Origin of the sequence: Methylomonas sp. EFPC1 (genome assembly GCF_016925515.1) — a bacterium.
Taxonomy (GTDB): domain Bacteria; phylum Pseudomonadota; class Gammaproteobacteria; order Methylococcales; family Methylomonadaceae; genus Methylomonas; species Methylomonas defluvii.
Window position 1 is genome coordinate 2,650,178 of the sequence record NZ_CP070494.1, and the last position, 20,414, is coordinate 2,670,591.

Below are 20,414 nucleotides of genomic sequence, written 5' to 3' on the forward strand. Positions count from 1 at the left end.
TTGCTGGCCGAAAAGGGTTTGTTGGGTAGCAAGGGGGGCTAAGCCGGGGATTTTTGGCGTTTCTCACGCTTGTTGCTTTGTTGGGTGTTCAATATTTTAAACGGCGGGATAGTGACCAAATCATTCGGTCCTTGGCGCGTATTTGACTTGAAGGTATCGTGCAACCTCAGAAGATCCGTAACCGTTTTGGCGTTGGTTTTACGCATTAAATTAGCACGATGCACTTTGACGGTTTTTACGGAAATATCCAGTTTTTCGGATATTTCCTTGTTGGTGTGGCCCAGTACCACCAACTCGCAGGTTTCAATTTCGCGTTTGGTCAGATTACGGAATTGATTGTTGATAGTGGTCGCGAACTCATACTCGAAAAACGCCAGTTCAAGGCATTTGCGGATCTGTTCCAGACTGAACGGCTTTTCAATAAAATCAAACAAACCGGTTTTTATCGAACGCAAGGTGGTTGAGAGATCGCTTGAGCGGGTGATGCAAATCCGCGGGTATTCCAGTAACAAACCAAACTCGGAACCGGACGGCGATATTTCGACCACGTCCGGGTCAAACACCATCACAAAGGCAATATTTTTGCTGGTTAAATTCGCCTTATTGTCTACGATCCAGCGAGCCAACTCATCCCGACTGGCAACATATTCCACGTTGGCTTGCAAGCTCTCTCTGACCCGATTGATACCTTTAAAGGACGAGACCTCCCGGTCAGCAACCAAGATTAATCTATCGGTTTCCAAAATCTGCAGCGCCATAGTCTATAAAAGTTGATACAAAGGTTCGCATTCCAAAGCTTGTCAAGTGTACGTAAGTCCTAAGTTTTGTCTATTGGGCTAAGGTCTTAGATACGTCATCCGCTGCCCTGCTGTTCAGGCTCATTTATGCTTTTACTGAACCGGGCTCCCTACTTATCATTGGTATGCGATTTGGGCTGGTCGAAGCCCAGGCTGGTACGCATTAACTCAAACGGTCATTTAGTGGGCAACCGGGCGATCTTTGGCCTGCAAAGTCAATCCCCATGTGTTTCCAGGCTACGAAAACGACGCTAAATACCAAGCCCGAAAACAGGAAAAACTCGCCATTTATCAGAAGTACAATTTCAATTTGATTGAATTAACGGATACGGACGTGTTGAATCTGGACGCTATTTTGCCGAGGGTTTGTTGAATTTTGGGGTGCAGGGAAATTGATTTTGAATATTTCGCTGACGAGTTTTCTCACCCAATGAACCGTTGCAACGAATCAGCTCTAGCGTTTCAAAACATTTGCAGGGCTTCGTGTTGCTCTGCCCAGCCTTCCGCCCTTTGCGATATGTGAATTTCGCTGTTATCGATAAATTTCGATACAGGCCTTGTCTTCTTCAACCAATGCCGCTTGTATAGCGTTCTGATTAGCTAATAAGCAGTTAATGGTTGCCGCTTTGGATTGATTGCCGGTTTTTAGCCAGATAATTTTTGGTGGTTGGCCAAGTAAATTCGAAAGCTCAAAAAAGTCCGCGTCTTTGGTGACAATGACAAAGCCGTTGGACTTTGCGTACCGCCAAACGGTTAAATCATCGGCGTTTTCCATACCCAACAACGCTATTTGTGTCGTTTCTGGAAAGGCATCCAGCAAAAACGCCACCGCCCGACGGGATAGATTTTCGTCTAATAGCAGTTTCATCAAACAATGGCGGATACATTACGCTCACGATCTGCGGCAAAAGCCAAGCAGGCACGAATGTCGCTGGTTTCCAGTTCCGGATAATCCTCCAATATTTCATCCTCGGACATGCCATCGGCTAACCAAGACAAGACATCGTAAACGGTAATCCGCAGCCCCCGGATACAGGGCTTCCCGCCACGTTTGCCTGGTTCAAGTGTGATGATATTTCGATAGTCTATGGTCATGGCTTACATCCAAATAACAGTTAACTTAGAGTACCACCAGGCGATTCACACGTCATCCGTGATCACGTCGGTGTTAGACGCTCGCGAACGTTATCGCGGTTTGGCCAAAAACGCGGCGCGTTTGGCCTTCCTGACGGCGATAGCCAACGTGCTGCGCGGTGACGCTTATGAACGCCGGAGCCTGATTGCGTCCGAAATTTGAAAATAAGCCCGAAAACGGGCGGGTTTGCGAGGAAAAACCACTTTTTTGATAATAAACCGGTCGAATATTGAAATTTTTGACTCACTTTGACAGTGACTGCCTCTCAAAATGTTTTTTTTCAGAGGTTCCTTAAGGCCTCAATGCTTAGCCAACTTAGCCGCCGCAAGCTCGAATATAATAATTTCCGCCTCGCCCTTACCAACGTTTTCCACGGTCATTTCCGCGCCGGTTTCCCAGAACACTTCGCCTTGGCTGTAGACTTTGGTCTGGCCGTCATCCACAACCTTCAGTTTTCCCATCACCACATATCTTGGGCCGGGCCCTTCGTGGGTATGCAATGGGGTTTGATACCCCTTGGGGAAGCGCACCCGCAGTACATGGCTCTCCACTTCTTTACTGGGTAAAGTCACCGGCTTGGTCATTAACAATTCCCGCGAGAATTTGCTGGCGGTCTCGTCGGCTTGCACCATCGGCGACACACACGTCAATAATCCCAACACAGAAAGTAAGTAGCAAACGCGGTTTGATTGTTTCATAAGGGTGGCCTCAGCGCTAAGGGATGGGTGATAAGTAACGAGTATACAAAAAACGCTAGTTACCGCGCCCACTGAATTGGCATGGCGGGCGCTAATAAGCTAGTCTTCGGCTGGCACTTGCTTGGGCATTTCGCGGTTGATTAAGAAATACACCAGGGGAATCACCACCAACGAAAACAAGGTGGACGCAATAATGCCAAAGATAAAGCTCCAGGCCAGGCCCGAAAAGATGGGATCGAGGACGATCATCACCGAGCCCAACACTGCCGAAGCCGCCGTCAAAAAGATCGGATTCAAACGGGTGGCGCCGGCTTCGATGATGGCATCGGCCAGACTGATGTCCGGATTTCCGCGATAAATGTTCTCGATAAAATCGATCAGGATTATGGAGTTGCGCACCACGATCCCGGCCAAGGCGATCATGCCGATCATGGCCGTGGCGGTGAAATACACGGGATCGGCATATTGACCCACATCGGACGCAAACAGGTTGATGAACCAAAAGCCCGGCATGATGCCGATTACCGTCAGGGGAATGGCGATCATCATGATCAGCGGCACACCCAAAGAGCCGGTCTGCCCGACCAGCAGGATATATATCATCACCATCGCCGCGGCAAAGGCCAGGCCCAAGTCGCGGAACACATCGACGGTGATTTTCCATTCGCCCTCCCCGGCCATTTCCGCGCTGTATCCGGCTGGTAGCGGTTGCTGTTCCAAGGCATCCTGCAGATCCCATACCGCTTCCACCGGGCTGCGTCCGGCCATTTCAGCTAGCACATACGACACCTGGCGTAAGTTTTTGTGATAGATGGTTTGATCGGCTATTTCGTGGCTGAACCGCCCGATCTCGCTTAAGCGGATCAAATCGCCTTTCGCCGATTTCACCGACAGGTTTAACAAATCAGCCTCTGAGGAACGCGCCGCTCTGGGGTATTGCAGTGTGATCAGCAAGGGCTGGCGTTCGCTGGCAATATGCAAGGTACCGGCTAGGCCACCTTCTACCGCCAGTTGCAAACTGCTGGCGACTTGCTGATTGCTGATACCCAATAGGGCCGCTTTGTCATGATCCAGCACAAACTGCCATTGGTCTTGCGGGGCTTGCACGTAATCGTCCACATCCACCACGCCCTCGGTCGTTTGCAAATGCTCACGGACTTGTTTCGACACCTTCACCAAGTCCTGATAACCGGCTTCCGGCGGCCCGTAAATTTCTGCGACCACACTGGACAGCACCGGCGGCCCTGGCGGCATTTCTACAATTTTTAAGTTAGCGCCATATTTTTGACCGATGCGTTCTATATCCGGACGCATCCGCAAAGCAATGGCATGCGATTGTTGCCCGCGGCGGGATTTATCCACCAGAATGATACGTATGTCGCCGACATAAGCACCCTGGCGCAAATAGTAATGCCGCACCAAGCCATTAAAATCCATGGGTGATGCCAAACCGACATAGGTTTGATAGCTACTGACTTCGTTTACCGTGGCCAGATATTGACCCAGGGCCGTGGCGACTTCATTGGTGGCTTCCAAAGAAGAACCGCGCGGCATATCAATCACCAATTGCAGCTCGTTTTTATTATCAAACGGCAGTAATTTCAACGGCACGACTCTGGTCACCGCCATCAAGGTCGACAACACGAACGCCACAAATACCGCCAGCAAAAACCACAAGGCTTTGGATTTGTGACTTAGTAGCGGCGCCATAATGGCCTGATACAGCTTGAAACCTCGGGATTCCTGTAACCGAAATTCCGGTCCATGATCTTTACCGTAATCGCCCTTTAACAATTTATAACTAGCCCAAGGCGTCACCGTGAAGGCGATCAGCAAGGACATCAACATCGCTATCGGCACGTTAAAGGCCATGGGTGCCATATACGGTCCCATCATGCCGGTAATAAAAAACATCGGCACGAAGGACATGATCACCGCGAAGGTTGCCAAGATGGTCGGCGGACGAATTTCGTTCACCGCAGTCAGCAAGGCTTGTAACGGTGGCTCTTTGCGCATTTTGTAGTGGCGATGGATGTTCTCGACATCGACAATCGGGTCATCGACCAGCAAACCCAAAGACAGAATCAACGCGAACAGCGTCACGCGGTTGATGGTGTAACCGAAAATCAAATCGCACAGTAAGGTAATCGCAAAGGTCATCGGCACCGCCAACGACACGATCAGCGATTCTTTAAAACCCAGCGCCAGCGCCAGCAGAACAATAATGGTCAGAATTGCGATGCTCAGATGCATCACCAATTCATTGACTTTGTGATCGGCAGTTTCGCCGTAGTTACGGGTGACTGTGACCAGCACTTCATCCGGAATCAGCGTGCCGTGCAATTGTTCGGTCAATTCCAACACCTGCTCTGCCACGCCGACCGCATTGCTGCCGCGGCGTTTGGCAATAGCGATAGTAGCCATTTGCCGCTCTTCGCCGACCATCGGTAGAGAACCACCTTTGTGCCCTACCGTTTGCATTTGCTCCACACCAGGACCGAAGCCGATGCGAGTGTAATAGTCAGTGTCTTGCGGGCCATCGACGATCTGCGCCACATCGTGCAAATACACCAGACGGCCGGCGACGTTTTTCAAGACCGTCGCCCCGACCTGCTCCGGGGTTTCATAGTGCGGGCCGGCTTCCAGCAGGATTTCGTTATTGTGCTGATTCAAATGCCCAGCCGGCAGATTGACATTGCTTTGCGCCAGAGCCTGTTGAATTTCCGGCAAGCTTAGGCCGCTGGCTTGCAACTTGGCGGGATCAGGGTACACCGAAATCTGCCGAGGCGCGGCGCCGATGACCCAACTTTTGCCGACATCGTCGATGGCGCGTAAGCGCTCGATCAGCTCTTCGGCGATGCGGCGTACCGCCATAATGTCTTCGTTGGCCTTAGGCATGGACAGGCTCAATAGCAAGATCGGCACGTCATCGATTTCCACCGGCTTGACGACCCAATCGCTGACGCCGGGCGGGATGATGTCCAGATTGGCTTGCAGCTTATCGCGGGTTTTGATCAAGCTGTCTTCGATACTCTCGCCCACCCGATAGCGCACCGTCACCAGCGCTTCGCCGGGGCGGGAGGCGGAATAGACATATTCCACACCCTGAATTTGCTTGAGTAATACTTCCAGCGGGGTGGTCACGCGCTTTTCCACTTCTTCGCTGCTGGCGCCGGGGTAATGCACGAACACATCCATCACCGGCACGATGATTTGCGGATCTTCCTCGCGTGGCGTCAAAGTCAGCGCCGCCGCTCCCGCCAACAGGGAAATCAATAAAAACAGCAGCGATAAATGCGAGGTGGTGAATAAGCGGACGATGGCAACCGTCAGGCTGTCTTTTTTCGCTTCCATGGTTTTGTTCAACTCGCTCATTGCTCCAACCCAGCGTTACTCAAGATGGTTTCGCCGGCGCGCAATCCGGAAAGTATTTCGACTTGGTCGCCATACTGTTTGCCGGTGCGAATATGTCGCGTCAATAGCCTTTGCCCATCCAGTACTTTAACCGCTTGCAGTTGGCCGTAATGCAAAATGGCTGCAGACGGGATCATCACGGCTTGTTGTGCACTGGCACAAGCCAGCTCCAGCCAACCGAATTGGCCGTGTTGCAAACCAGGCATGTTAGGTAATTTAACTTTTACTGCCAGGGTGCGGGTTTGCGGATCGATTTCCGGCGCTATTTCGTCTACCGTCGCCGCCAGCGTTTGTTGCGGCGTATCGAAGCGCACTTTCACTTCCATGCCTAACTTAATGACTGCGGCACAGTGGCTGGAAATGGCTGCTTCCAGGCGCAAGTCATCGGGTTTGTGCAAAGTGACGATGGCTTGATTGGGCAAGCCCATGTCGCCCGGCTCTTGTAAACGCTCACCGACTACCGCGTCGAACGGCGCATAGAGTACGTTCTCGCCCAGCATCACTTTGCTTTGTTGCGCGGAACTGGCCGCTTGATTGGCCATGGCTCTGGCACTTTGCGCTTGCGCCAGCACTGCTTCGTAGTTTTGGCGGGTGGCCGCTTGCTTGTTGTATAGATCGATAATGCGTTTTTCTTCGGCATTGGCCTGGGCCGCCTGGGCCTGAGCCGCCGCCTGCCCCGCGCTGGCGGCATTGTAAGCCGCCCGCAGATCGCGATCATCGAGACGGGCGATGACTTGGCCTTTTTTGACTTTGTCGCCCGGATTCACGGTTATTTCCAGAATGCGCGCATTCAATTTCGGGGCAATTTTCGCCGCCAGGCGGGATTTGACCACGCCTTGCCAAGACAAATTGTTCTCCGCAGTCTGCGTGCCTACTTTTAAGGTGTGTGCGCCGGCGGGTATGCTGCTCTCAGGCAGATCCGTGTTGCCGGGTTCGGTCTTATCCTGGCCACCCAAGATGCCCAGGGCAAATAAAATCACCAGCAACAGCGCCGTGATCGCTGCCGCAGGGACCAGCCATCTCGGCGCATTTGATTCAGAAAAATGTTCGGTCATCGTGACTCCTTTATTGCCAGTAACCGGTGGCTTGTTTCAGTTCCGCTTCGGCCCGCAAGGCATCGAAACGTGCAGTGATTTGTCGGGTATGCGCCTTATCGCGCGCCACTTCAGCTTCGATATAACGGGTCACGGTCACGACACCGGCTTGGCGTTGCTCATTCACTAAACGCAGGGCTTCTTCCGCCGCTTTGACCGCAACGGCGCTGACTTCGGCGCGACTCAGCGCATCTTGTAGTTTGATTTGGGCGGATTTCAGCTGTTGCTCGATGCGCAAACGGGTCTGTCTGGCTGCCTCTTGGGCGGCCGTCAGTTCGTGCTCGGCTTTCTTGATTTTTTCTTGCGTCGCAAAACCGGAAAACACATCCACTTCCACCATTACCCCGGCAGTGACGTTATCGCGGTTGCTGCTGAACGCCAGATCTTTGCTGTCGGAACCATAACTGACAAAGGCGTCAGCGCGCGGTAGGTGCGCGGCTTGCGCGACATCAAGCTGACGTTCGGCCATCGCCACACGCTTCTGCGCGGCTTGTAGTTCAGGATGGTTGCTGAGTGCTTGATTCAGTAATTCGTCAAAAACCGCCGGACTGGCCGGTAATGCGGCTTGCCGAGTTGTATCGATGGTAAAAGGTGCGTTAACGGGTAAGCCCAGCAAGGTTTTCAACATACTCTGCGCCAGCTCGATGGCGTTTGCAGCTTGTATTTCCGCATCCTTGGCTTCGGCCAATTGTACTTCCAAGGACAATACATCGGACTTTAATACCGTGCCGGCATCAAAGCGAATCCGTGACTGATCCAACTCGCTTTGCACTGCCGTAATCGAGCGCCGACTAATCTCGTGGGCTTCCATTGCCGCCAACTCGCCGTAATAGGCTGCGGTGACGTTATTCACCAACTGATTGCGGGTCGCGGCCTTTTCCAGTTCCGAGGTTTCGATACCCAGTTCCGCCGCCTGTTTGCGGTAGTAGTCCTGTCCACCGCGAAACAACGAATACGTCGCTGTCACTTGCGGCCGATAGTTATCAACACCGCCGGGATGATTGAAGTCGTTGCCGGCAAAGCTGAGCCGACGCTGGGCAATGATCATCGCAAAGGCTTGCGCCGGATTATCGCTGTGCTGATAGGACAAACTGGCTTTGATTTGCGGGTAAAAACTGGCCAAGGATTCGCCCAACTGCGCATTGGCCTGTTGAATACGCGCTTGCATGATGCCCAGCTCGGGATTGTTCGCCAGCGCGGTGTCAATGGCTTGTTCCAGGCTATATTGACTGGGTTCGGTATCGGCTAAGGCCGTCTCCAAAACCAGCATCAGCACGAAAACTAACCGCCATAAAGTTCGATGTATCATTGAGTAATCTGCATGCAATTAGGGCAAATGGATTGATAGAGAAGTCTAGACGCATAGCGCCATTGGTTGGCCAACGGCACTGTTGCGTTTGTCATCCCCTATCAGCGCGGCGCAAACCAGTGTCAGCCTTTCAACCGCATAATGCCAAACATTTTTAAGGTCAGTTTTTCATAGTAAGGCTCGCTAATACCCTTGCGAACTTTACGCATGAAGTATTTTTCATAACCAATTTTAGCCAAATGCACCCATTTACCGCTGGACGCCCACTGCACGTTACGTGGCGGAATTTGCGGCATGGCCAGGAAAGCGACGCCCGAATCGCCAAAGTCCGCCAGACATAGTGCATTCCAGGTGCCTTTTTCTTTAGGCTGCTTGCCATCAAGTTCTGCCCGTATGTTATGAGCCGTAGCAGTAACCATCGACTCGATCATGTAACCAGTCTTAGGCGTGCCGGTCGGCACCGGGGTTTGCTCGAGCGGTGGAATGGCGATGCAAACCCCAATTGAGTAGATATTTTTATACGTGGGATTACGTTGATTCTCGTCAACAATGACAAAACCGCGCGGATTCACAAGCTTGTCAATACCGGTCAAGGCATCGACACCTTTAAAAGCCGGCAGAATCATACTGTGTTTGAACGGTAACTCGTGTTTCTTTTTCTCCTGACCGTTTTCATCCACTTCCGTGACATACATCATGCCGGCTTCGATCTTGTCGATTTTGGCATTGCAAATCCAATTGATATGTTTGTTCCGCATCTCGGCTTCGAGCATCCCTTTGGTATCGCCTACGCCGCCTAAGCCCAAATGGCCGATATAGGGTTCCGAGGTGACATAGGTCATTTTCACCTTATCGCGGATTTTACGTTGCCGCAGATCGGTTTCGGCGATGAACATGTATTCATAGGCAGGGCCAAAGCAAGACGCCCCCTGGGCGGCACCGACGATAATCGGACCCGGATCTTCGACAAACTTGTCCCAAAATTCACCGGACTCGCCGGCATGATCGACGTGGCACACCGATTGGGTATGGCCGTTGGGCCCCAAACCCGGCACCTCGTCAAAGGCCAGTTTCGGACCGGTGGCGATTACTAAAAAATCGTAATCGACTTGCGAGCCATCGGCCAATTCCACGTGATTGTTTTCCGGGTGAAAACGGGTGACTTTTTGTTGAATGAAGCCGATCTTCTTTTTCTTGAACATCGGTGCCAATTCGACCTTGATATCTTCCGGCTTGCGCCAGTTGACCGCCACCCAAGGATTTGAAGGCACGAAATGAAAAGTCGGGGTATCGGCGATCACCACTACCTCGTCTTCTTTCCGAGCGTTTTCTTTCATTTCCAATGCCATCGGGATACCGCCGATGCCCGCGCCTACGATTACGATTTTTGCCATGAGACTACTCCAAATTGATAGATAATTATTTTTTTGCCGCTGTTATTGGCAGCTTTCTTTAATGCCCAATTTTTTAAGAATCATTTCCAGCGGGCAGAATCGGGTAAAACCGCTTTGAAACAAATTGGCCCCGACAAATGCGGTAAACCAAAGCCAATTGCTAGACTGAAATAAGGGGCTGCCTTCAACGCCGAGACTCAGCGACAGCAACACAAACAAGCCGGCGACAATACGGACGATACGTTCGGTGGTCATGACAACCTCTCTTTGCTACGTTGCGCCAAGCTCTCGCACGATTGATCGATGCCGTGATGGTCGATGTCGCACACCGATTCCAGCCACATGGCGTTGATGATGGCGAAGGACGCCGCGAAACCGACGCCGAGTATCCAAGCGAAATACCACATGATGTGTCTCCTTAATAAAGTGTGTGACTGTCTTTAAGCACAGCCGCTTCGGTCACGCTGCCCCACATCACCCGGTACACAAAACGGGTGTAGAGCAAGACGATGGGCAGAAAAATGATGGTGATCCAAAACCCGAGTAATAAAGTGTTATGACTGGAGGTACCGTCCCACAACGTCAGGCTGGAACCGGGCGCGGTTGATGAGATCAACAGGAAGGGAAACAAACCAAAACCAACCGTCAACGCCACACCGCTAATGCCTAGGCTACTGAGCACGAATGCCCCCATTCTGGACTCGCCCTTGCCTAGCAACCAAGCCAGCCCGATACCGACAAACGCAGTCAGCGGTGCCAGCCACATCCAGGGATAGGCCATGAAATGTTGCAACCAGCTTGCGCCATGGGCGACGACAGTTTTATGCAGGGGGTTGGACGGTGCATCGGTAGCCGCCATTTGGGTAATTTCCGGGCGATCAATACCCACGAATACCCACACAGTAATCGTAGCCAATGCCAATAAAAGCATCGGCCCCAAGGCATTGACGGTATTGATAGCGCGGTCATGAATCACGCCTTCGCTACGCCATTTCAGAAATAATGCGCCGTGGAAAGTAGTTAGCAAAAGGCCGGTGAACCCACACAACAAGGCAAACGGACTCAACAATGCCCAGAACGACCCGTCGTAAAACGCGCGCAGATCTTGGTCGAAATGAAACGGCAGGCCCAGAAGCAAATTGCCTACCAATACGCCGAGCAGTACCGGCGGTAAGCTGCTGCCTATAAACAGGCTCCAATCCCAACTGTTGCGCCAGCGCGGATCTTCGATCTTGCTGCGGTAATCAAACGCAGCCGGGCGAAAGAACAAGGAGAACAATACCAGCAACATTGCCGCATACAACCCGGAAAACAACGTGGCATACACTGCCGGCCAAATCGCGAATATCGCCCCTCCTAACAACACCAGCCACACCTGATTACCTTCCCAGGTGGCGCCGACGGTGTTGATGATCACCCGGCGTTCCACGTCGGATTTACCGATAAACGGCAGCAAGGTGCCAACTCCGAAATCAAAGCCTTCGGTCAATGCGAAGGCAATGCCGACGACACCGATAAAGACCCACCAAATCAGGCGGATGGTTTCATAATCAAACATAATGAACTCCTGTTGACAAATGGATTAGGCGGCTTGCTGTTCGAGACAATAGCGGCCGGTATGCAAGCTGCTGGGGCCGAGGCGAACGTACTTCAGCATCAGATACATCTCGATGATCAGCAATATCGTGTAGAACAAGGCAAAACCGCCGATACTGAACCACAATTGCCCGGCGCTGAGGCTGGAAACGCTCATGTGGGTAGGCAATACACCGGAGATCGTCCACGGTTGGCGACCGACTTCGGCAACAAACCAACCGGTCTCGGCGGCAATCCAGGGTAAGGGGATGCACCACACCGCCATGCGCAACAGCCAGCGTTTTTGATCGGCCACGCGGGTAGCGCAGTAGTAAAACGTCATCGCAAAGATAAACAGCATGATAAAGCCGCAAGCCACCATGATGCGGAAGGTCCAGAATAGCGGGGCTACTTTGGGAATCGTGTCGTTGGCGGCTTTTTGGATGGTCGCGGCGTCGGCATCAGTGACCTTATCGGTGTATTTTTTCAACAATAAGCCATAACCCAGGTCGGCTTTATGGGCCTCGAACGCTGCTTTGGCACTTAGGTCACCGCCACGCAGTTTTTGCAAATTGTCGTAAGCCAGCATGCCGCTTTCGATGCGCACCACGCTCTCTTCACGCAAATCTTTTAGACCTTTAACGTCTTCATCAATGGAACGGGTAGCGATCAAACCCAGCACATAAGGCACTTTCAACGCCATATCGGTTTTCTGATTGTCCTGATCGGGCAAACCAAACACGGTGAAACCAGCAGGGGCCGGGTGGGTATCCCATTCCGCTTCAATCGCAGCCAGCTTCATTTTTTGGGTTTCGCCGGAGGTGTAACCGCTTTCGTCGCCCAGCACGATCACCGATAAGACGGAGGCCAAACCAAACGCCGAGGCGATGGAAAACGAGCGTCTGGCGAAACCTATGTCGCGCTTATTAAGCAAGTACCAGGAGCTGATGCCCAGCACGAACATCGAGCCGGTGACATAACCTGCCGCGACGGTATGCACGAATTTGACTTGCGCCACCGGATTGAAAAACACGTCAGCAAAGCTAGTCATCTCCATGCGCAGCGTTTCGTAGTTAAACGCCGCACCGACCGGATACTGCATCCAGCCGTTGGCGATTAATATCCATAACGCCGACAGACTGGTGCCCACTGCCAGCAGCCACGTCACCACCAAATGCTGCACCCGGCTCAACCGATCCCAACCGAAGAAAAACAGACCCACAAAGGTCGATTCCAGAAAGAACGCCATCCAACCTTCCGCAGCCAATAAGGGCCCGAAGATGTCGCCGACGTAATGCGAGTAGTAAGCCCAGTTGGTGCCGAACTGAAACTCTAGCGTCAATCCGGTGGTGACACCCATGGCAAAGTTGATTCCAAACAGCTTGCCCCAAAATTTGACCATGTCCTTATAGACTTCCTTGCCAGTCATGACATACACCGACTCCATGATGCCGAGGATAAAGGTCATGCCCAGGGTCAAGGGCACGAAGAGAAAATGATACAGCGCGGTTAGCCCGAACTGCATGCGCGACAGCATGACTATATCGTCACCGAACATGGCGAGACTCCTGGGTGGGTTGTGAGGAAAAATCGGAATTGATGTGGACAGGTGCAGCGGGCAAGGCAAAGTGTGCGGCGATGTCCGGTTTAGAAACTGGGCGCTCTTGCCAGCGGAAAATCAGAAACCAGAGGCCTGTAAGTAGAATCACTTTTATCAATAGCGCTGCGGCTATTTCCCAGCGTAGCAAGCCGGATTTCGGTAAGGCGGGATGGGTAGTATCTGTCATAGCCACCTCTTTGTTTAGAGCCATGGAAATGCTTGCGGGTAAATCGGCCTTGTGCGGCTTACTCAGGGAAAACAACGTTTGCCGAATAGCTCGGCAATATTGGCTAGCAGTGGCCGGCAATCCCTCTTTATTTGTAGTGTAGTTCGGTTTTGAATTCGGCACCTGTCTTAGGCAGTTAGAAACCAAAAGCGCAGAAACGCTGTTTTTGATCGCCATCGTATCTTGGCGACGACCGCCTAGCGGCGGATGGTTGTATCTTGAGGTATCAGTTTCTGAGAGTTGACCGAAAAACATACGCACTTCACAAATATCATTAATCAATAATATTTCTATATCAATTTGCGTGCCAAACGTGATTTCTCCGATTAATCAAGGTAGGTAAGGGCCAATCAGCTATTTAGAGGTGCAAAATACGTTTCATTATGAAACATTGAAACAACACACAGTAGGATGAAACAAAAATGAAACGTGACACACCGATTCTGCAACAGTCTCCCGCTTTGATAAACCGACGCCCTAAATGCTGCCGCTCCATTGAGTATTGGAGCCCAAGGGCTTAAAGGGACTCCGCTCCTCGCCGGAACGACGATTCCAAAAAATTCAAAAGAGGATCAACCCGGGCTGTTTATCACTGGTGTTTCGTGCGGATTGCGCGCGTCGAAACCCAAGCGGATGCGCCTATCGACACACCAAACGGTATTTAAGCGCCGGGTTAATGCTATGCGACTGGCAATTCGGTACTTCTGTTATCACCGAACCAACAGTTTATAGGTTTGCTCCACCATTTTAGTTAAGCCGCGCTCTTTAAAATGCAGCTCGGTCGCTAAGGCGTCGTCACTGGTCAGCAATTCGATTTCACACCAGTGACTGTACAAACGCTCAACCTCGTCGGCTTGGACGCTAAACGGCGGCCCCGGCATTTCGTGTTGCGGATAATCGAATGCTATCAGCAACATTTGCACGTTGGCGGGTAACAGCGAGGACAATTTCATCACGTAATCAATGCGCATATCCGGCGGCAAAGCCACCAGCGCCGCCCTATCGTAAACCGCATCAAACTCACCGACGTCGGCAGCTTGCAATGCAAAAAAATCCCCGCAGAAAATCTGCAAACCGTCCACCTCGCTGACCCAAAAATCGCCCTGGCGCCGCACCGTTGGTTGCAAATTGTTATCGGCGAAAAACGACTCGACAGCCAGCGGACTTAATTCCACCCCCACCACCTGATAGCCCATAGCCAATAGCCAGAGTAAGTCCTTGCTCTTGCCGCACAGCGGGACAAACACCCGCGCTTTTTTGGGGATAGACAAGCGCGGCCAATGCGTTTGCAAAATGGGGTTGAACTCATGCTTGTGAAAACCGATTTGGTTCTGTTGCCAACGCTGATGCCAAAAATCGTGATCCATAGCCTGCCCTCTGATTTGATATTGCAGAAATAGCCATTCTATTTGACTTGCCGGTTTACTGCTTGGCATTGTTGGCAACAAAAAAGCCGACTTTTTCGAACAGCGGCGATAGCTGACAGCAATCAGCTCTTCATGTCCGCTGGCGCGGCTTATCGATACTGAACATCCTCTTGAATTTCCGCTGTTAAATGCCTCATTGACCTGCCGCCAGCCTGGGCTTCGAAGAGCTCAGCCCGAACGGGTAAAAAGGACCGGCGTAATAAATATAAGCTAACGTAAGAACCCATGGACGTAGATCCAGCAAATCGTGATACATTTCGATGCGTCGCGCGGTCAAGCGAGCCGGAGCCGTTGCGAACGCTTCTTCTGCATAGGCAGAATAAAGAACCGGTTCAACACACGCTGCCGAGCAAGCCATACGGGCTTAACTCGGTAGTCGACAATTTTTAAACCATCACAAGGAATTTTCATGGAACGTCGCGATTTTATTCGATTGAGTGCCGCCGGTGCGGCGATCAGCGCCATTGCCCCCAGTCTGGCCCAAGCCGCGGAAGCCGGCAAACAACCTACACCGCCGGGCGATGTGTTTTACACCAAGGATGCGCAAGGCCGCTGGGCCGGCAAAGCCGCGACGCATTTGCCGGTGATTGAAGTCGTTAAAGCCGACGATAAAACCACCGTCAAAATCACCACCCCGCACGAAATGAAAGGCTATGAACATTACATCGTCAAACACGTATTGCTGGATAAAGACTATAAATTCCTGAATGAGCGGATGTTCGATCCCAGCAAAGACCCGGTCGCCATTTCCGAATTCAGCCTGGCAGGATACAGCGGTACCGTTTACGCCTTGAGCCTGTGCAACAAGCACGATCTTTGGTTGAATAGCGCCGAGGTATAAAGCCATCAGATCGGCGATAACAAGGAGGTTATCGCCGTTTCGCCACTTATTTCCGTCAAACTCTCCTGGGTATCGGCGGTCATCGACCCGCACCCGTCATTTATCTTGCTCCAAAGCGGCCACAAGTCCAAACATCGTTTTTCGGGTTTCGCTTCTACGAAGCGGACTTTCGTGGTTTCCGGCAGTCGGCGTATTTGAGCCATTGAGTATGCTCCGACCAATGGCATCAAACCGGCTGTATTCCGACCATGATTTGGCTTATCTCAAACTCCAGATGTAGATGCAGGGTACGCTCGCGCACCCATAGCGGGTCATCATGGTAGCGACTGACACAAGTTACGCGATGTGTACCCAAGCAGACTGCACAATGTTTTCAAGCGGCTATGATCGATTCGGTTGTCATGACTTGTTTCCTGCGGCAATCGCTACAACCCGGGTGCTATCATGGGTCCCATCGATAAACATTTAAAATTTTTCCAATGATTGCAATTCTTGAAGCCAGTCGCGCGGGTTTATTGTCCAGAGCGCATTGGCTGAATAACCTGTTGGCCGGCGTGATTGTCGGCGTAGTGGCGCTGCCTCTGGCCATGGCCTTTGCGATAGCCTCCGGCGCCAAACCTGAGCAGGGGCTATACACGGCCATCGTGGCCGGTGGGCTGACATCCTTGTTTGGCGGCAGCCGCGTGCAGATAGCGGGGCCAACCGGCGCCTTTATCGTGATTCTAGCCGGCATTACCGGCAAATACGGCATCGGCGGCTTGCAAATAGCTTCCTTGATGGCCGGCATCATATTATTGCTTATGGGGCTTACCAAGTTGGGCGGCGTCATCAAATATATACCCGATCCGGTCATCGTCGGCTTTACCAGCGGTATCGGGGTCATCATTTTTGTGGGGCAATGGAAAGACTTTTTTGGTTTGAGCCCCGCAGCCGGCGCCGAGAATTTTCATGAAAAATTTTGGGCGTTGGCACAGGCGTTTCCTGGGCTGCACCTTGAAACCACCTTGTTAGGTGGCTTGACCTTGGCGGTGTTGCTGATTTCCGGCCGGATTCTGAAACGTATTCCCGCCCCGCTGGTCGCCATGTTGATTGCCACCTGCACGCAGTGGCAATTGCAATGGGACGGCGTGGCGACGATAGGCAGCGCCTTTGGCGGCATTCCGCAGCAGTTGCCGCAATTTCAACTGCCGGCAATGTCGGTATCGGAGGTGCTGCAATTAATCGGACCGGCTTTTACGATTGCTTTGCTGGGCGCGATTGAGTCGCTGCTGTCCGCCGTGGTCGCCGACAGCATGGCCGGCACCAAACATGACGCCAATCAGGAATTGATCGGTCAAGGGATTGCGAACATATGCTCTCCATTGTTCGGCGGCTTTGCCTCTACCGGGGCGGTTGCCCGCACGGCGACCAATGTGCGCAATGGCGCCAACAGTCCACTGGCGGGGATTGTGCATACCTTGACCTTGATCGGCATTGTCATGTTGCTGGCCCCTTATGCGTCGTTGATTCCGCTGAGCGCGTTGGCCGCCATTTTGTTTGTCGTGGCCTACAACATGAGCGAGTTGCACCGTTTCGGCCACATGCTCAGAACGGCGCCGAAGTCGGATGTGGCGGTGCTGCTGATTACCTTTTTGCTCACCGTGTTCAGCGATTTGGTCATCGCCGTCAATATCGGCGTGATGCTGGCGGCGCTGCTATTCATGAAACGCATGTCGGAAGCCGTGGGCATAGAGCGGCAAGCGCACGACGCCGTCATGGAAGAACTCGATGACGCGGATTTTACGCTGCCAGCCAATACCGTGGTTTTTGCCATGGAAGGGCCTTTCTTTTTTGGCGCGGCGGCAAGATTGGAATCCGCGCTGGAGGTGATTCACGGCCATACCGAAATTCTGGTCTTGCGCCTGGAAAAAGTGCCTTTTATCGACGCAACCGGCCTGCAATCGCTGTGGGATTTGCTGGATAACTGCAAACGGCACAAAACCAGACTAATCCTGTGCGGCGCAAGACCGAATGTCTTCGAAAAACTCCGCCGCGCAGGGCTGGTTGGTCAAGTCGGCAAGTCAAATGTGGTGGACCGAATACAACAGATCGCCATGGATATTACTAAAAAATAACTTCCCTGCTTATCCCTCAACCCAGAAGAGGCTTTCGTAAAAGCTAAATCCGCTCCTTCTCTCACTGGAAAAAGTTTGGGATGGCGGCATATACCGTCACCTCTTCAGATTCATCGCCGGAAAGCTGTGAATTCCGAAACCTGAAAGCGGGCATTCGTCACTGAGTCCAACCGACGCGAAGCTGAGGCGCGAGTGCTAATCTTGAATGTCCGGTTTAAGCGGCTAGGCGCTTTAGTCCTTTGAAGGCATTGTGGGTAAGGCTTTTTGCCAGCCGGTTATACGAGTTTGCTTTGCCCGCAAGGCTTTGGAGTTTGTCCGCAACGTAAAAACCTTGCGATGCTGGCGACAGCAAAAAACCCAAGACGAGAGCTTAATTACCTTATGCGCAACCCTATAAGCGATAACCGAATAGCGTCTAGGCTTGCAAGCCTAATTTGGAGACTCAGTGATAACAAAAAGACCCACTATTTTGGCGTCAGTAGTTACCAAACGTAGCTACGAATCGCCCCGATAACACCAATGCCAAGGCTCGTAAACATAACCGAAGCGGTTATCGCGCGGGAATGACAGAAAAAATTGAAAGCGTTTTGCGTTGCTTGATAGCCACTGAAAAGCAGCCGTTTGTTCGAACCGCTCGCCCAGTTCCGGGCAGTCGTCGCTGCCTATATCGATGGCACGCCCGGTGTGGTGTTCGCTGTAACCGGGCGGGGCCAAGACGCGCAGAATCTCCTCGATAGTTTTGCCCATCCCGAGCTTACGCCGAATAATGTCGGCTTGATAATCCGCACTGCGAAAGGCCGACACCATCACTAGCGTAATGCCCTCCTCGGCGGCGGCCTGTTTCAATGCGTGCCAAGCGGCTGCCGCAGCCGCTGTGAGATAAAACGCCCTGCCCTGCGGCGTGGTGTCAGCGACGATCAATTCGGCGGGCTCGCGGCAAAATGCCAAACCCCTGGCTGCCGGCAGCTCTTCTGGAATGCCCAGTTCGATGAATAGCTCATAAATACGCTGCAAGTATTCGTCAAGCGGTTGGGCAATCATGGGCTACATCTCATTGAGTTCATGCAAGCGTTGGTAATCGCTCGTGGTGTCGACATCCAGTCCCGCTTCCAGCAACGGCACTTTTACCAGTGAGTCCTCGAAGCGCAGCAACAAGGGCTTGGCTCCCCGGTCGCCGGTCAAGCTGGCTAGCTGGTCAAAATAAGCAGCCGGAAGCACGGCCGGCACGCCAAACGATTCCGCATACTGACTGACGACGATGCGCTCCGGCGCGTTTTGCCAAGCGCTAAGCAAACTTTGCAGATGCGCGGCGTTGATCAAGGGTTGGTCGCACAGCATCAACAATACCGCGTTAGCCGTGTCCGGCACAGCCTGGATACCAGCCCGAATCGAACCGGCCATCCCGTCCGCCCAACTCGTATTCAATACCACCTTACTGCCGCTCAAATCGACTGCGGCTTTTATCGCCTCAGCATTTGCGCCCAATACCACCACCGTCCGCTCCGCCAACACGACTTGCGCATTGGCAAGCGCATGCGCCAGTAATGGACGCTCCTGCCAAATCAGTAATTGCTTGGGGCTGCCCATCCGGCTGGAGGCACCGGCCGCCAGTATGACGGCATGCACATTATCCATGGCTGCATGCATGTTTGAGCGCAACCGGCTCTATCCCCTGTTGCCAGCCGCTACGGCCGTTGAACTGGGCCTGAATGCCGGCCACGATGGACAAGGCAATCTCTTCCGGAGGTTGCGCGCCGATGTCCAAACCGAACGGGCGGAACACCCGTTCGACTATCAGTGCCGTGTTGTCGCCCAGACTTTGCAGTAACCGTTGTTTGCGATGCGCCGGACCCAGCAAACCGACCAACTCGCCGTTTTGGGTAATCAACATGCGCGCGCCGGTCTTTTGGTAGGTCGAGCCAAAGGTTTGTTGCCAAAAATTGGCGTGCGTTTTTTAGTGGATGATTCCTGCACTGACTATTCCTATAAAGAGATTGCCGCTCGAGCAGTTAAAAACTGATTAGGGTTTTGTCCGCGACTTATTGACGGCCTCCTAGCACAAAATGCATAAGGTGTGGAAACTCAAGCCTTGGCTTTTTTATCCTTACGGATGCCCCGGACCGCATACGTCCTGGCTTTATCTTTGGCGGTTTCCGCAAAGAAGGTCTTCCAGGTCTCGCCGCCTCTGTCGGCAATTGCCGCCGAAATATCCTTAAATAAACTGATACCTTCCAACACCATTGTCGGGGTAAAACCATAATCGTGGGTGAGGTAGTAACTGATGCTCATCAGATAGGTTTTTTCTCTACTCATGAGCTTGATCAGACGCTGCTTTTGTTTATCGTAGACATAGTAAGAGGTCAGCGCCAGCAGGCTCAGGCCAAAAAATTTCGTCCACAACAAAATGTAGGCATCGTCTTCATAGAGCTTCTGACCCTTGTTCAAAATGGCATCGGTTTTATTCATATGTATCCTCGGTGAAAGTGTCGGGCATCTTAATTTAAGTTTGAAAATTTTGTGTTGGAAATATTGGATAGTGTCGTCATAACACAGCCGCCCAAAGCGCAATACCGCGTAACTACAAGGCTACCAAGAACCAAGCGATGTTTTTAGCTTAACCAGTAGCTATGCCATGCCATCGCCTTAAATGCAAAAAAGCCTTCTCCACCTGATGGCAAAGGCGATTAGAGGAATCAACCTTTTTCTGGGGCTGAGTGATTTTCATCGACAATTGACAGATGACTAAAGCTCTGGCGAGGCCGGTCGTCGATTGCCGACGAAGTCATGATA

Annotated in this window: 20 protein-coding genes and 2 pseudogenes; 3 read left to right on the plus strand and 19 right to left on the minus strand. The window is 52.2% G+C overall.

Annotated features, from left to right (window positions below; all coding sequences use genetic code 11):
- Positions 1–38 precede the first annotated feature (38 nt).
- From JWZ98_RS12350 to JWZ98_RS12360, 3 genes are all read right to left on the minus strand, one after another.
- Entirely contained in the window at positions 39–758 is a 720-nt protein-coding gene (locus JWZ98_RS12350) for a LuxR C-terminal-related transcriptional regulator (protein ID WP_205450282.1), read from the minus strand.
- Between the two features lie 571 nt (positions 759–1,329).
- Entirely contained in the window at positions 1,330–1,665 is a 336-nt protein-coding gene (locus JWZ98_RS12355) for a DUF5615 family PIN-like protein (RefSeq protein ID WP_205450283.1), read from the minus strand.
- Complete coding sequence (locus tag JWZ98_RS12360; RefSeq protein ID WP_205450284.1) at positions 1,665–1,892, minus strand: DUF433 domain-containing protein; 228 nt, start codon at positions 1,890–1,892, stop codon at positions 1,665–1,667. The genes JWZ98_RS12355 and JWZ98_RS12360 overlap by 1 nt, the downstream gene beginning before the upstream one ends.
- Between JWZ98_RS12360 and JWZ98_RS23195 the strand changes: the two genes are divergently transcribed.
- Positions 1,891–2,094: a hypothetical protein gene (locus JWZ98_RS23195; RefSeq protein WP_240347965.1), complete on the plus strand. Its 204-nt coding sequence runs from the start codon at positions 1,891–1,893 to the stop codon at positions 2,092–2,094. The genes JWZ98_RS12360 and JWZ98_RS23195 overlap by 2 nt on opposite strands.
- Before the next feature lie 137 nt (positions 2,095–2,231).
- On the opposite strand, the gene JWZ98_RS12370 is transcribed toward JWZ98_RS23195, so the two are convergent.
- From JWZ98_RS12370 to JWZ98_RS12420, 11 genes are all read right to left on the minus strand, one after another.
- Positions 2,232–2,630, minus strand: a complete 399-nt coding sequence (locus JWZ98_RS12370; RefSeq protein WP_240347967.1) for a cupin domain-containing protein — start codon at positions 2,628–2,630, stop codon at positions 2,232–2,234.
- A 99-nt stretch (positions 2,631–2,729) separates the two neighbouring features.
- Complete coding sequence (locus JWZ98_RS12375; protein WP_205450285.1) at positions 2,730–6,005, minus strand: efflux RND transporter permease subunit; 3,276 nt, start codon at positions 6,003–6,005, stop codon at positions 2,730–2,732.
- A complete protein-coding gene (locus tag JWZ98_RS12380) occupies positions 6,002–7,099 on the minus strand; it encodes an efflux RND transporter periplasmic adaptor subunit (RefSeq protein WP_205450286.1) in 1,098 nt (365 codons plus the stop codon). The genes JWZ98_RS12375 and JWZ98_RS12380 overlap by 4 nt, the downstream gene beginning before the upstream one ends.
- Before the next feature lie 10 nt (positions 7,100–7,109).
- Positions 7,110–8,447 carry a TolC family protein gene (locus JWZ98_RS12385; RefSeq protein WP_205450287.1) on the minus strand — a complete coding sequence of 446 codons (1,338 nt, stop codon included), beginning with the start codon at positions 8,445–8,447 and terminating at the stop codon, positions 7,110–7,112.
- 122 nt (positions 8,448–8,569) lie between these two features.
- Entirely contained in the window at positions 8,570–9,841 is a 1,272-nt protein-coding gene (locus JWZ98_RS12390; RefSeq protein WP_205450288.1) for an FAD-dependent oxidoreductase, read from the minus strand.
- 42 nt (positions 9,842–9,883) lie between these two features.
- On the minus strand, positions 9,884–10,096 hold the full coding sequence (locus JWZ98_RS12395; RefSeq protein ID WP_033156334.1) for a DUF2892 domain-containing protein: 213 nt from the start codon (positions 10,094–10,096) through the stop codon (positions 9,884–9,886).
- Positions 10,093–10,248: a cytochrome bd-I oxidase subunit CydX gene (gene cydX, locus JWZ98_RS23505; protein WP_020481307.1), complete on the minus strand. Its 156-nt coding sequence runs from the start codon at positions 10,246–10,248 to the stop codon at positions 10,093–10,095. Before cydX ends, JWZ98_RS12395 begins: the two co-directional genes overlap by 4 nt.
- 11 nt (positions 10,249–10,259) lie before the next feature.
- A complete protein-coding gene (gene cydB / locus JWZ98_RS12405) occupies positions 10,260–11,399 on the minus strand; it encodes a cytochrome d ubiquinol oxidase subunit II (RefSeq protein WP_205450289.1) in 1,140 nt (379 codons plus the stop codon).
- Positions 11,400–11,423: 24 nt separating this feature from the next.
- Complete coding sequence (locus JWZ98_RS12410; RefSeq protein WP_205450290.1) at positions 11,424–12,974, minus strand: cytochrome ubiquinol oxidase subunit I; 1,551 nt, start codon at positions 12,972–12,974, stop codon at positions 11,424–11,426.
- Complete coding sequence (gene cydP, locus JWZ98_RS23205; RefSeq protein WP_225893093.1) at positions 12,964–13,524, minus strand: cytochrome oxidase putative small subunit CydP; 561 nt, start codon at positions 13,522–13,524, stop codon at positions 12,964–12,966. The genes JWZ98_RS12410 and cydP overlap by 11 nt, the downstream gene beginning before the upstream one ends.
- 428 nt (positions 13,525–13,952) lie before the next feature.
- Positions 13,953–14,609 carry a thiopurine S-methyltransferase gene (locus JWZ98_RS12420; RefSeq protein WP_033156460.1) on the minus strand — a complete coding sequence of 219 codons (657 nt, stop codon included), beginning with the start codon at positions 14,607–14,609 and terminating at the stop codon, positions 13,953–13,955.
- Positions 14,610–15,078: 469 nt separating this feature from the next.
- Here JWZ98_RS12420 and JWZ98_RS12425 point away from each other — a divergent pair, with 469 nt between their 5' ends.
- Both JWZ98_RS12425 and JWZ98_RS12430 read left to right on the plus strand, forming a co-directional pair.
- Entirely contained in the window at positions 15,079–15,510 is a 432-nt protein-coding gene (locus tag JWZ98_RS12425) for a desulfoferrodoxin family protein (RefSeq protein WP_033156337.1), read from the plus strand.
- A 479-nt stretch (positions 15,511–15,989) separates the two neighbouring features.
- Positions 15,990–17,624: a SulP family inorganic anion transporter gene (locus tag JWZ98_RS12430; RefSeq protein ID WP_205450291.1), complete on the plus strand. Its 1,635-nt coding sequence runs from the start codon at positions 15,990–15,992 to the stop codon at positions 17,622–17,624.
- Between the two features lie 495 nt (positions 17,625–18,119).
- Here JWZ98_RS12430 and JWZ98_RS12435 read toward each other — a convergent pair whose 3' ends face one another.
- The 5 genes and pseudogenes from JWZ98_RS12435 to JWZ98_RS23210 form a co-directional block, all read right to left on the minus strand.
- Entirely contained in the window at positions 18,120–18,665 is a 546-nt protein-coding gene (locus tag JWZ98_RS12435) for a M15 family metallopeptidase (protein ID WP_205450292.1), read from the minus strand.
- A 3-nt stretch (positions 18,666–18,668) separates the two neighbouring features.
- Positions 18,669–19,259 (minus strand): nucleotidyltransferase family protein, encoded by a 591-nt coding sequence (locus JWZ98_RS12440; protein ID WP_240347968.1) that lies wholly within the window; start codon positions 19,257–19,259, stop codon positions 18,669–18,671.
- Positions 19,252–19,539 (minus strand): annotated as a pseudogene (locus JWZ98_RS12445) (XdhC family protein); the annotation flags it as partial. The gene JWZ98_RS12440 and the pseudogene JWZ98_RS12445, both read right to left, overlap by 8 nt.
- Positions 19,540–19,706: 167 nt before the next feature.
- Positions 19,707–20,090, minus strand: coding sequence for a hypothetical protein (locus JWZ98_RS12450; RefSeq protein ID WP_033156342.1), 384 nt, complete (start codon positions 20,088–20,090; stop codon positions 19,707–19,709).
- Between the two features lie 112 nt (positions 20,091–20,202).
- Positions 20,203–20,307 (minus strand): annotated as a pseudogene (locus tag JWZ98_RS23210) (IS5/IS1182 family transposase); the annotation flags it as partial.
- Between the last annotated feature and the right edge of the window lie 107 nt (positions 20,308–20,414).